Below are 13275 nucleotides of genomic sequence, written 5' to 3' on the forward strand. Positions count from 1 at the left end.
CGGCCCGGGCGGAAGCGCCTGCGCCATCTTATCAGGCGGCCTGCGCCGATTTCGCCGTCCGGATATACGTATGATCGATGACCGGTTATCACGTGCGCCACGCCGCCGACCCGCCCGCCGCACGTCCGCGCCTCACATCCGCACCTTGCATCCGACACACGGTCATCCTCTCCCCTGCGCGAGGACCGGCGTGCGTGATACACTCGACTTTATAGTTCAATCATCTAACTATCTGCCCGCGGCCGCATGCGATCGACGCATCGGAGGCGACCGTCGGGAACGTTGCAAGGAGGCACCATGACCCGAATGCTCGTGGCCGGCGTCGATACGTCGACCCAGTCCACCAAGGTGCGCGTCACCGACGCCGCGACCGGCGAACTCGTGCGCTTCGGCCAGGCCAAGCACCCCGACGGCACCAGCTGCGACCCCGCCGCCTGGTGGGACGCGTTCCAGGAGGCCGCCGCCCAGGCCGGCGGCCTCGACGACGTCGCCGCCCTCGGCGTAGGCGGCCAGCAGCACGGCATGGTCCTGCTCGACCGTCAGGGCAACGTCGTGCGCGACGCCCTGCTGTGGAACGACACCCGCTCCGCCGGCGACGCCGAGCGTCTCATCGGCCAGCTGGGCGCCGCCCCCAAGCGCGACGGCGAGGACGACCTGGCCGACGACCCGGTCATGCGCGGCCGCCAGCGCTGGGTCAAGGCCGTCGGATCGTCGCTCGTCGCGTCGCTGACCATCACCAAGATCGCGTGGGTCGCCGCCAACGAGCCCGAGAACGCCGCCAAGGTCGCCGCCGTCTGCCTGCCGCACGACTGGCTCAGCTGGCGCATCGCCGGCCACGGCCCGGTCGCCGACGGCGACGCCGACCTCGACGCGCTGTTCACCGACCGCTCCGACGCGTCCGGCACCGGCTACTTCGACGCCGCGTCCGACGAATACCGCATGGACCTGTTCGAGCTCGCGTTCGGCCGCCGCGACGTCACGCTGCCGCGCGTCCTCGGCCCGACCGGCATCGGCGCGGTCGCCGACCCGGCCATCGCCGGCAAGGACGTGCCCGGCGGCTGCATCATCACCCCCGGCGGCGGCGACAACGCGATGGCGTCGCTCGGCCTGAGCATGGGCGTCGGCGACGTGAGCATCTCGCTGGGCACCTCCGGCGTGGCCGCGGCCATCTCCCCCGTCCCCGCCTACGACATGACCGCGTCCGTCACCGGCTTCGCCGACTGCACCGGCCACTGGCTGCCGCTGGCGTGCACGATCAACGGCTCGCGCATCTCCGATGCCGGCCGCGCCGCACTGGGCGTCGACTACGACGAGCTGGCCGAGCTGGCGTCGCAGTCCGTGCCGGGCGCCGAAGGCGTCACCCTCATCCCCTACTTCGACGGCGAGCGCACCCCGAACCGCCCGGACGCCACCGCGACCCTGCACGGCCTGACGCTGAAGAACACCACCAAGGCGAACATCGCCCGCGCGTTCGTCGAGGGCCTGCTGTGCTCGCAGCGCGACTGCCTGGAGCTGGTCAAGGGGCTGGGCGTCGAGGTCAGGCGCATCCTGCTGATCGGCGGCGGCGCCAAGTCGGCCGCGGTGCGCGCGTACGCGCCGGGCATCCTGGGCATGGACGTCGTGCTGCCGGCCACCGACGAGTACGTGGCGATCGGCGCGGCCCGCCAGGCCGCGTGGGTCCTCTCCGGCGAGGCCGAGCCGCCGGCGTGGGAGCTGACCGTCGACGGCACGCTCTCCGGCGAGCTGACCCCTCAGGTCTACGAGCAGTACGCCGCCTACCGCGGCTGATCCGGCCGGTCCGGTCGGCGTCTCCGGACGGACCGATAGTCGTGTAGGGCCGTTTCGCGTCGCAATCCGCATGCATCAGCGCCGATGTTTACGGATTGCGACGCGGAACGGCCATCCAGCGTCGCAATCCGCACATCGACCCGTCCCGACAAACGGGTTGCGACGCAACACACTCCCTCAGCGTCGCAATCCGCACATCAACCCGCCCCCGCAAACGGATTGCGACGCGAAACGGCCATCCAGCGTCGCAATCCGTAACACCAACGTCTAGCCGTGCGGATCACGGTACGCCGCACCGCCCCCGGCGGCACGTATCCGCCGCCACCGCTTTAGGGAACACGTCCGGGGCAAAGCGAGGCGGATTCCGCGGATCCCGGAACACGATGAGGCCGCCCGTGCTCCGGATTTCGGAGCACGGGCGACCTCAGGATGATGAAAGGAAAGCCGGCCGGCTTCTTCGGCCGGCCGTGGCGATCGGGCTCAGGCCTTGGCCAAGGTCTCGATCATGTAGTTGCCGATGGTGCCCTTGACGCACTCGAGGTGGTCGGACTTGGTGGCGGCGATCAGCTCGGCCTGCGGCTTGTCGAGCGCGTACTCCTCGAGGGTCGCCAGGGTGGCGGTGCCGTTCTCGATGGTCGCGCCGATGCCGGAGTCGTAGGAGCTGTAGCGCTCGGCCTGCAGGTTCTCGATGAACTTGTCCTGGTGCATCTTGTCGGCGATGAGCAGGCCGGCCGCGAAGGCGTCCATGCCGGCGATGTGGGCGCGGAACAGGTCCTCCTCGTAGAAGGAGGTACGGCGCGGCTTGGCGTCGAAGTTCAGGCCGCCCTTCGGGCCGATGGAGCCCTCGTCGAGGACCTCCCACATGACGGCGACGGTCTCGTACAGGTCGGTCGGGAACTCGTCGAGGTCCCAGCCGAGGAGCTTGTCGCCCTGGTTGGCGTCGAGGGAGCCGAGGTAGCCGGCCTCGCGGGCGGTGCGGATCTCGTGCTGGTAGGTGTGGCCGGCGAGGTTGGCGTGGTTGCCTTCCAGGTTCAGCTTCATGAAGTCGATGCCGTAGGTCTTGAGGAACGCGATGGCGGTGGCGGCGTCGAAGTCGTACTGGTGGGTCGTGGGCTCCTTGGCCTTCGGCTCGATCAGGAACTGGGCGTCCAGGCCGATCTCCTTGGCGTAGTCGTGGCACATGGAGAAGAACTTGGCCATGTGCTCCTGCTCGCGCTTCATCTGGGTGTTCCAGATGTTCTCGTAGCCTTCGCGGCCGCCCCAGAACACGTAGTTCTCGGCGCCGAGGCGCTTGGCGATCTCGAGGGAGTGCTTGAGCTGGCCGGCGGAGTAGGCGTAGATGTCGGCGTACGGCGAGGTGGAGGCGCCGGAGACGAAGCGCGGGTTGGTGAACAGGGAGGAGGTGTTCCACAGCAGCTTGACGCCGGTGGCCTTCATGTTCTCCTCGATCTTGTCGACGACCTTGTCGAGCATGGCGTTGGTCTCGCGCAGGGTGTCGCCTTCCGGAGCAATGTCGCGGTCGTGGAAGCAGAAGTACTCGACGCCCAGCTTGGTGAAGAACTCGAACGCGTAGTCGACCTTGGCGAGCGCCAGGTCCATCGGGTCGGAGTACTTGCCGGCCCACGGACGGTGGGCAGTGCCCACGCCGAACGGGTCGACGAGCTCGGCGTCGAAGGTGTGCCAGTAGGCGACGCCGAAGCGCAGCCAGTCCTTCATCTTCTTGCCGGCGACGACCTTGTCGGCGTCGTAGTAGCGGAAGCCGAGACCCTGCTCGATGTTGTCGCGACCGACGTACTCGATCTTGTCGATGTCCCACAGACCCATAGTGTGTTCTCCTCGTGACTGCTTCGTTGCCCGGTGCCGCATCGGTTGCGTTCCCGGCTGACGGGTTCAAATATAAATCCATCGAACTATATTTGTCAAATCACTGAACTTTAAAGACGATATAGGCGTGTCGCCAACAATTTCAACGATTTCAGACAGCCGCCCAACCTGAGAAAAGCGACGGAATCACCGATCCCGCACCATCGCGACCGCCGGTTAGTTTGCTCATTTAACTCACACTGACAGGTCAGTTCGGCCCCACCCGGGTCCGTTCAGCCGTGACCGCATCCACGCGCCCTGGCCAAACCCCCGCTCGGTCCGCCCGGGTCTGCTCAACCCCGCTCAGGCCCGTCCGTCCTCACTCATCAATCCGGCCGATCCATCCGGCCGACCCATCCGCCCCGCCCCAGACGCCGCATGCGGCGGGTGCGGCGGGGCGGCCCCCCACTCTGCCCGCATCCGCCGCACCCCTTGCGCTATTCGGCGTCCATGAACGCCAGCGGGTTGCGGAACAGCGCGTCCAGTCCCATCACCGCCGCGCCGTACATCGCCGGATGCTCGGTGACCGGCGGGAACAGCAGCCGCACCTTGAGCACGTCGCGCGCCAGGATCTGCGATTGGACACGCCGCTCCAGGTTCTCGCGCAGGTCGTCGCCGAATTCGCTCCACAATCCGCCCAAGATCACCGTGTCGATGTCGAGGATGTTCACCGTGGACGCGATGACGCTCGCCAGCGCGCTCACCGCGTTCTCGACGGCGAACACGGCCTTGGTGTCGCCGCCGCGCCACGCCTCGTGCAGCCGCGGCAGCAGTTCGGTGCGCGCCGCATCCTTGTCGTTGCCGGCCAGTCCGGCGTCGATCATCATCGCACGACGGCCCGCGTACAGCTCCAGGCATCCGTGGCGGCCGCAGCGGCACAGCGGCCCGCGCAGGTTGACGCTGACATGGCCCACTTCGCCGGCGAACCCGTTGTCGCCCATGACGATCTGGCCGCCGCGCACGAACGCGCCGCCGATGCCGACATCGGTGGACAGGTAGACGAACGAGTCGAGCGGTCCGATCGGCCAGTCGCCGACGGCCCGCTGCGACGCGTATCCGGGGATCTGCGCGATCGCGGCGAGCGTCGCCTCGTTGGCGGCCTCCGCGCGGAGTCGGCGGAACACGTCGAAGCGGGTCAGGTCGAGGTCCCGCCATCCGAGATTGCGCGCGTCGAGCAGCATGTTGCGGTTGGTGACGAGGCCGGGCAGGGCGAGCTGCGCGCCGGTCACCGTGCAGCCGCGTTCGGCCAGCCGCCGTTCGACCGGCGCGACGAGCGCGTCGAGACGGTCGAACACGGCGTCCGGATTCGCCCCGTCGAGCGAGCATTCGACCCACGCGCTTTCGACGACGGCCCCGGTCACGTCAAGCACCGTATACCCGTAGCCGTCGGTGTTGATCTGCATGCCCAGTCCGACCCAACGACCCGAATCGAACGTCAGCGGCGTGCTGGGCCGACCGAACGATGCGCCGGACGTCGGCTGCAGCTGTCGGAGGACCCCGTTGCGCAGCAGGATGTCGCTCAGCAGCGACAGCGTCGCCTTCGTCAACCCCGTCTCCTTGGCGAGCGCCGCGCGGCTCATCGGCTCGCGCGAGCGGGCCAGCGCGGACAGCACCACCGACAGGTTGTGGTTGCGCAGGTCGTCCTGGTTGATGCTCTTGACCAGAGGCATGACGATTCCCCTTCCATGTTGCGCCCGGCTTGCGTGCGGGCGACGTCGCTCCGCACGACTCCGGGACGACGGCTCCGACCGCCCGGCCGCTCCGACGGCGTGCCGTCGGCGGTCCGGACGATCCGGCGACGCATCCCGTCCTCACCTGGGACCATATTCCGCGCGTATCTTACAGCATCCGCACGGAACAGCATCCGCACGGACGCGCATCACGCGTCGCCCCGCGCGCGGCGACACGCCCGGACTGATAGGGTGGGACGTGACGCGACCGTCTTGAGCCTCATCGACGAGGCATCCGAGTCCCGCGCCCACAAGGCCAAAGGAGACCGACCATGTCCACCAACCCCAGCAATCCCAGCAATCCCATCAATCCCGCCATCACCGCCGATACCACCGACCGCAACGCGGCCGCCGACCCGGCCCGCGTGCTCATGCAGCCGCTCGACATCCGCCACATGCGGCTCAAGAACCGCATCATGTTCCCGCCCATGACCACCGGCTACGAGGCGCGCGACGGATCCATCACCGAACAGAGCATCAACTTCTACCGCCGCGTCGCCGAAGGCGGCACCGCGTACATCGTGCTCGGCGACGTCACCCCCGTGCACACCATCTCCCCCACACCCAAGCTCGTCACCGACGAGCAGATCCCCTCGTTCAAGGCGCTCGCCGACGCGCTGCACGAGTTCGACTGCAAACTCGGCCTGCAGGTCTTCCACCCCGAATACGACACGGTCGCCGTGGCCGAACTGTTCGCCAAGGGCGACATGGCGGGCGCCCGCGCCAAGCTCCACCACGACATGGCGCACTACATCAACGAGGTGGGCGCGGACCGGCTGGCCGAGATCCTCGAATCGATCAAGGCGCTGGCCCGTCGCGCCGCGCAGGCGGGCGCGGACGCGATCGAGGTGCACGGCGACCGTCTCGTCGGCTCCCTGTGCTCACCGCTGATCAACGAACGCGACGACGAGTACGGCGGCTCGTTCGAGAACCGCACGCGCTTCGCCCGTCAGGTGGTGCGCGCGATCCGCGAGGGCTCACCCGACATCTGCATCGACTACAAGCTGCCGATCATCACCGAGGATCCGCAGATCGGCCGCGGCGGCCTGTTCATCGACGAGGCGGCGACGCTGGCGCGCCTGCTCGTCGAGGACGGCGTCGACACGTTCCACGTCGGCCAGGCGAACCACACCGGCAATCTCAACGACACGATCCCGGCGATGGGCACCCGCCCCGACTCGTTCATGGAACCGTATTCGCGGCGCATCAGGGAGACGGTTGACGTGCCGGTGTCGACGGTGGGCGCGATCCCCGACGCCGCCGAGGCGGCGCGTCTGATCGCCGAGGGCGCGTGCGACTACGTGGGCCTGGGCCGTCCGATCCTGTGCGACCCGGATTACGCGAACAAGGTCGCCGCCGGCCAGGCCGACCTGATCCGCCCGTGCATCCTGTGCAACCGCGGCTGCACCGACGCGATCGCGTCGCGCCGGTTCATCTCCTGCGTGCTCAACGCGCAGGGCGGCTACGAGTACCGTCGCGTCATCGAACCGGCCGCCGAGCCGAAGCGCGTCGCCGTCGTCGGCGGCGGTCCGGCCGGCCTGGAGGCGGCCCGCGTCGCCGCCCTGCGCGGCCATACGGTGACGCTGTACGAGCGTGCCGGCGAGCTGGGCGGCCAGCTGGGCATCGCCAGCGTGCCGCCGCGCAAGGAGACGATGCGGCGTGCGACCCGCTGGTTCGAGCGCGCGGTCGACGCGGCCGGCGTCGACGTGCGCCTCGGCGTCGACGTGACGCCCGCGATGCTGCTCGACGAGCGGCCCGACGCGGTCGTCGTCGCCGTGGGCGGCCGCAACGCGACGCCGCCGATCCCCGGCGCCGACGCCCCGCACGTGCTCGACGCATGGAAGGTGCTCGCCGGCGAGCAGCGGCCGCACGGGCGGACCGTCATCATCGGCGGCGGCCTCGTCGGCGCGGAGACGGCCGAGCTGATCGCGCAGGACGACTACGGCTGCGAGGTGACGATCGTCGAGATGATGGGCCGGATCGCCGGCGAGGAGTCGAGCACGATCCTGCCGATCATGATGGAGGACTTCGCCGCGCACCATGTCGTCACGATGGTCAACACGAAGGTCGAGCGCATCGGCGAGACGAGCGTCGAGGCGGTCGAGACGCTCAATCCGCCCGCTTCGGCAGGCCGTCCCGGCGCGCCGGGCGCGGTGCCTGCCGAGGATGCGCCCGAGCCGCAGACCCGGCCGGTGTCCATCCCGTGCGACTGCGTCGTCATGGCCGTAGGCACCGCGCCGCTCGCCTTCGACACGACCGCGCTGGAGGAGGCCGGCATCGCGGTGACGCGCGTCGGCGACTGCAACGGTCGCGCCGCCGACATCAACCGCGCCGTCGAGGAGGGCTGGCTCGCCGCCGCCGCGCTCTGACGCGCCGGCATCATCGGATGCGACGGACCGGGCCGAAGGACCGTCATCGCCGCCGCCCGCCGACGACGCAACGCAGCGCGCCGCACGTTCCCCCGTGCGGCGCGTTGCCGTATCCGCGCCGCTATGCTGTGTTTCGGTTTTCCCGCGCCGGCGACGACGATCGGTCGCATCGGCGCCGCGGACGACGTGACGAAGGAGACGGCATGACGGACATCATCGACGACACGACCGGCGTTCCGGCCGACCGGCCGACGACGGCGGACGACGGAACGACCGCCGTCGGCATCGAACACCACGACCGCCCGAGCTGCGGCGACGGGACGACGCGCTCCGCCGCGTCCCTGCTGCGCCGCCGCCCACGCCTCTCCCCCACGGTCGGCAAGCTGATGCTGCTGGCGTGCGCGATGCTGTGGGGCGGCAGCTATCCGACCGCGAAGGTCGCGATGGGCGCCGTCACCCCGCAATGGCTGATGGCGATCCGCCTGCTGGCCGCCGCGTCGATCATGGTGGTGCTGTTCCGCCGGCAGATCCTGCCGTATCTCGACCGGCGGATCATCGTGCCCGGCCTGCTGGTGGGCGTCACCTACTGGGGCACGATGGTCAGCCAGATGACCGGCCTGACGATGATCGAACCGGGCCGCAGCTCGTTCCTGACGGCCGCCTACTGCGTGCTCGTGCCGTTCACGTCGTGGCTGCTGCTGCGCCAGAAGCCGGCCCTGCGCAACCTCGTGTCGGCCGCACTGTGCCTGACCGGCGTGGGATTCGTGTCGTTCAGCTCCGGACTGGGCGGACTGACCGTCGGCACCGGCGACCTGCTCACCCTGCTGTGCGCGCTCGTCTTCTCGTTCAACCTCGTGTGGCTGGGCAAGTTCGGCCGGCACATCCACCCGGTCACGCTCACGTTCGCCCAGTTCGTCGTCGCCGGTCTGCTGTGCCTGGGAGGCGCGATCCTGACCGAGCCAGCACCGACCGCCGCATGGCTCGCCCCGGACGTGCTCGCCTGCCTGTGCTACCTGTTCTTCGGCGCGACGATGCTCGCGCAGATCATGCAGAACGTGGGCCTCAAGGTCACGCCGCCCTCGCAGGCGTCGCTGATCATGTGTCTGGAGACGGTGTTCAGCCTGCTGTTCTCGGTCGTGTTCTACGGCGAGACGGTCGAACCGGCCGCCGGCGTCGGCTTCGCGCTCATCTTCCTCGCGATCCTCGTCTCCCAGATCCGCCTCGGCGCCCGCTAGCGTCGCCGTCCGTCCCGGTCGCGTCGCAATCCGCATGATTCCGGACTTCCGTTTACGGATTGCGACGCTAGCCGGCCCATCCGCGTCGCAATCCGCATACGACTTACCTCCCGATTACGGATTGCGACGTTGGAAGCCCTATTTGCGTCGCAATCCGTAAGACGACCGGATTCCACGTACCGATTGCGACGCAAAACGCCCGGTCCGCGTCGTAATCCGCATGATTTCAGGCTCCCGCATACAGGTTGCGACGCGGAAACCGTTGGCCCGACGGTCCGATAAGGTAAATCGCATGATCAAAGGAGGTTCGATGCTCGTCACCTGGCTGCTGCTGTTCGCCACCATCGCCTGCGAGGTCGTCGCGACGTTGTCGCTGCGCGCCTCGGCCGGCTTCTCCAAGCCGATCTGGGCGATCCCGGTCGTCATCGGCTACGTCGTGTGCTTCTACCTGCTGTCGGTCGTGCTGGAACGCGGCATGCCCACGGCGCTCGCGTACGGCGTGTGGTCGTGCGTCGGCATCATCCTGACGGCCGTCGCCGCGCGGTTCATCTTCGACGACCCGCTCAACTGGAAGATGTTCCTGGGCATGGCGATCATGATCGTCGGCATCATCGTCATGCAGTGGGGCACGCACGCCACATCCTGACGGCCGTCGCTTATCGGTCACGCCCCGACCGCGGCCGATAAGCAACCGATACACGTCCTATGCACGGCGGCACCGCAGCCGCCCGCGCATCCTCCCGCACAGCCGTCCTCACTCACCCGCATACCCGCGCAATCTCATATAGCCGCCGTATTCCGTCCCCGGTGAAACCCGGCGGCTAGGATGGATTCCATGAGTGAATCCACAACGCCCGCATCCGTTGCCGACGCGCAATGGACCAATCCCCTGCGTGACCCGCGCGACCTGCGCCTGCCGCGCATCGCCGGGCCGTGCAGCATCGTGATCTTCGGCGTGACCGGCGATCTGTCCCGTAAGAAGCTGCTGCCCGCCATCTACGATCTGGCCAACCGCGGCCTGCTGCCGCCGAGCTTCGGCCTGACCGGCTTCGCCCGCCGCGAGTGGAGCGAGGACCAGTTCAAGGACTTCGTGCGCGAGAACGTCATCGCGCACTGCCGCACCCCGTTCAAGGAGTCCACGTGGACGCAGCTGGCCGACGGCATCCGCTTCGTCCAGGGCACCTTCGACGATCCGAAGGCGTTCGAGCGCCTCTCCGACACGGTCGCCGAACTCGACCGCGACCGCGGCACGCGCGGCAACCACGCGTTCTACATGTCGGTGCCGCCGCGCGCGTTCCCGCAGGTGTCGCGCCAGCTGGCCGACTGCGGCCTGTCGCGTTCCACCGAGGGCGCGTGGCGCCGCGTCATCATCGAGAAGCCGTTCGGCCACGACCTGGCCAGCGCCAAGGAGCTCGACCGGGTCGTCTCCGAGGTGTTCGACCCGTCCAGCGTGTTCCGCATCGACCATTATCTCGGCAAGGAGACGGTGCAGAACATGATGGCGCTGCGCTTCGCCAACGCCATGTACGAGCCGATCTGGAACGCCAACTACGTCGACCATGTGCAGATCACCATGGCCGAGGACATCGGCGTGGCCGGTCGCGCCGGCTACTACGACGGCATCGGCGCGGCGCGCGACATCATCCAGAACCATCTGCTGCAGCTGCTCGCCCTCACCGCGATGGAGGAGCCGGTCTCGTTCGCCCCGGCCGACCTGACCGCGGAGAAGACGAAGATCCTCTCCGCCGTGCGTCTGCCGAAGGATCTGGCCGCGCACACCGCGCGAGGCCAGTACGCCGCGGGTTGGCAGGGTTCGCATGAGGTCGTCGGCTATCTGGACGAGAAGGGCATCGACCCGCAGTCCACGACCGAGACGTACGCGGCGATCCGCCTCGACGTCGACACGCGCCGCTGGGCGGGCGTGCCGTTCTACCTGCGCGCCGGCAAGCGTCTCGGCAAGCGCGTCACCGAGATCGCGGTCGTGTTCAAGCGCGCCCCGCATCTGCCGTTCGAGTCGACCGCCACGCGTGAGCTGGGCAAAAACGCGATCGTGATCCGCGTGCAGCCCGACGAGGGCGTCACGATGCGCTTCGGCGCGAAGGTGCCGGGCGGCTCGTCGATGGAGGTGCGCGACGTGTCGATGGACTTCAGCTACGGCCGTTCGTTCACCGAAAGCTCGCCGGAGGCGTACGAGCGTCTGATCCTCGACGTGCTGCTGGGCGACCCGCCGCTGTTCCCGACCACGCGCGAGGTGGAGCTCAGCTGGGAGATCCTCGACCCGATCGAGGAGTTCTGGTCGACGCTTGGCCAGCCGCAGCCCTACCGTGCCGGCACCTGGGGTCCGCAGGAGGCCGACGAGATGCTCGCCCGTGACGGACGCCATTGGAGGATGCCATGATCATCGATATGCCCAACACCCGCACGCGCGACATCTCGCGTGCGATCGACGAACTGCACGACGAGCGCGGAGAGGCCGCGACCGGCCGTGTGCTCACGCTGCTCATCTCCACGAACGAGGACGAGCTGGAGCATGCGCTGGAGCTGGCGAACGCGGCCAGCCGCGAGCATCCGTGCCGCGTCATCGCGATAAGCCCGCGCCGCGCCGCCGCGCCCGACGCCACGTCCGGCGCGTCCGCCGAGGAGATCGCCGCGTTCGAGGAGTCGAATCTCGACGCCCAGGTGCGTTTCGGCGCGGATGCGGGCGCCGGCGAGATCATCGTGCTGCATCCGCGCGGCGGTCTCGTCCACCATCCCGACACGATGGTGATCCCGCTGCTCGTCCCGGACGCGCCGGTCGTGGCCTGGTGGCCGACCGAGGCGCCGGCGAACCCGTCGAAGGACCTGCTGGGCGCGATGGCCCGCAGCCGCATCACCGACGCGCTGCGCTCGTCGAACCCGTTCCGCACGATGGGCGACCTGCGTCGCAACTGGTCGCCGAAGAACGTGGACATGTCGTGGACGCGTCTGACCGTCTGGCGTGCGATGCTCGCCTCGATGCTCGACCAGCCGCCGCATCTGCCGATCAGCGCCGCGCGCGTCACCGGCCCGGCCGACTTCCTGCCGATGGACCTGCTGGCCGCCTGGCTGCGGCTCAAGCTCAACGTGCCGGTCACCGTCGAGACGATCCCGGGCGCCAACGCGGTCACCGGCGTGTATCTGACACGCGCCGACGGCGTGCTGTCGCTGGAGCGCCCCGACCCGGAGTCCGGCACCGCGATCATCAGCATGCCCGGCCAGTCGCCGCAGACCATCAGCGTGCCCGCGCGCACGCTCGAGGAGTGCCTGAGCGAGGAGCTGCGCCGACTCGACCCGGACGAGGTGTACGCCGAGGTCATCACGCAGGGCTGGGACCTTATCCACCCGACCGACTGAATCGAAGGAACCATGAGCCATCCGACGACCATCATCCATCCGAATCCGACCGTGCTCGCGCAGGCGGTCGCCGCGCGCACGCTGCTGACGATCGGCGACCTGCTGGCCGAGCCGGGCCGCACGCGCGTCGACGTCGCCGTCACCGGCGGCACCGACGGCAACCGCGTGCTCGCCGCCGTCAAGGACAGTCCGCTCGCCGCCGCAATCGACTGGTCGCGCGTCCACATCTGGTGGGGCGACGAGCGTTTCGTCCCCGCCGCCGACGCCGACCGTAACGCCGGCCAGGCGCGCGGCATCCTGTTCGACTCGCTGATCGCGTCGGGCGCGATGCCGGCGGCGAACCTGCATGAGATGCCCGCCGACCGTCGTTCCGCCGACGAGATCGCCACCGCCTCCCCGGAGGAGACCGACGCGGTGCTGGCGGCCGCCGCGGCCGACTACCAGCGCGAGCTGACCGCCGAGCTGGGCGACGAGCCGCGTCTCGACATCGCGATGTTCGGCATGGGCCCCGACGCGCATTTCGCGTCGCTGTTCCCCGGCCTGCCGCAGGTGCTCATCGACGATCCGCATGTGCTGGTCGCCGGCGTGCGCGATTCGCCCAAGCCGCCGCCGCTGCGCGTGACGCTCACCGTGCCGATGATCGCCCGTTCGCGCCACACGTGGATGATCACCTCCGAGGCCCGCAAGGCCGAGGCGGTAGCCCGCGTCTTCGCCGCCGCGCGCAATCCGCAGGCCCCCAGCTCGTTCGCCGCCGGCGACGAGCTGCTCTGGCTCGTCGACGAGGGCGCCGCCTCCCTCCTCTGACGGCTGTGGCCGGTCTTCCGCACCGGCCGTCCGCCCCCTCCGGATACGACTGAACCGTCACGGCCCATGCACGTTCACTGATCATGCATGGGCCGTGACGGTTCAATCTATCGG

9 protein-coding genes are annotated in these 13275 nt (G+C 69.0%); 7 read left to right on the plus strand and 2 right to left on the minus strand.

The genetic code is table 11. The features are described from left to right. Positions 1-297: 297 nt before the first annotated feature. The gene (locus D2E24_RS00630) at positions 298-1788 is read left to right on the plus strand and encodes a xylulokinase (RefSeq protein WP_125967390.1); all 1491 of its coding nucleotides are present in this window, start codon (positions 298-300) and stop codon (positions 1786-1788) included. 480 nt (positions 1789-2268) lie between these two features. On the opposite strand, the gene xylA is transcribed toward D2E24_RS00630, so the two are convergent. Both xylA and D2E24_RS00640 read right to left on the minus strand, forming a co-directional pair. Beyond that, entirely contained in the window at positions 2269-3612 is a 1344-nt protein-coding gene (gene xylA, locus D2E24_RS00635; RefSeq protein WP_125967391.1) for a xylose isomerase, read from the minus strand. 476 nt (positions 3613-4088) lie between these two features. Next, positions 4089-5321, minus strand: coding sequence for an ROK family protein (locus D2E24_RS00640; protein WP_125967392.1), 1233 nt, complete (start codon positions 5319-5321; stop codon positions 4089-4091). Positions 5322-5653: 332 nt separating this feature from the next. Here D2E24_RS00640 and bilR point away from each other — a divergent pair, with 332 nt between their 5' ends. The 6 genes from bilR to pgl all read left to right on the plus strand — a co-directional run bounded on the left by bilR (position 5654) and on the right by pgl (position 13161). Further along, positions 5654-7750 (plus strand): bilirubin reductase, long form, encoded by a 2097-nt coding sequence (gene bilR / locus D2E24_RS00645; protein ID WP_125967393.1) that lies wholly within the window; start codon positions 5654-5656, stop codon positions 7748-7750. 386 nt (positions 7751-8136) lie between these two features. Next, on the plus strand, positions 8137-8985 hold the full coding sequence (locus D2E24_RS00650) for an EamA family transporter (RefSeq protein WP_125967507.1): 849 nt from the start codon (positions 8137-8139) through the stop codon (positions 8983-8985). A gap of 292 nt (positions 8986-9277) precedes the next feature. Then, on the plus strand, positions 9278-9631 hold the full coding sequence (locus tag D2E24_RS00655) for a DMT family transporter (protein WP_241222785.1): 354 nt from the start codon (positions 9278-9280) through the stop codon (positions 9629-9631). Positions 9632-9820: 189 nt separating this feature from the next. Continuing rightward, positions 9821-11383: a glucose-6-phosphate dehydrogenase gene (gene zwf / locus D2E24_RS00660; protein WP_125967394.1), complete on the plus strand. Its 1563-nt coding sequence runs from the start codon at positions 9821-9823 to the stop codon at positions 11381-11383. Next, entirely contained in the window at positions 11380-12357 is a 978-nt protein-coding gene (locus D2E24_RS00665) for a glucose-6-phosphate dehydrogenase assembly protein OpcA (protein ID WP_125967395.1), read from the plus strand. Before zwf ends, D2E24_RS00665 begins: the two co-directional genes overlap by 4 nt. Positions 12358-12369: 12 nt before the next feature. Continuing rightward, a complete protein-coding gene (gene pgl / locus D2E24_RS00670) occupies positions 12370-13161 on the plus strand; it encodes a 6-phosphogluconolactonase (protein ID WP_125967396.1) in 792 nt (263 codons plus the stop codon). The last annotated feature ends 114 nt before the right edge of the window (positions 13162-13275 follow it).

This window comes from Bifidobacterium samirii (assembly GCF_003952945.1).
GTDB classification, from domain to species: domain Bacteria; phylum Actinomycetota; class Actinomycetes; order Actinomycetales; family Bifidobacteriaceae; genus Bifidobacterium; species Bifidobacterium samirii.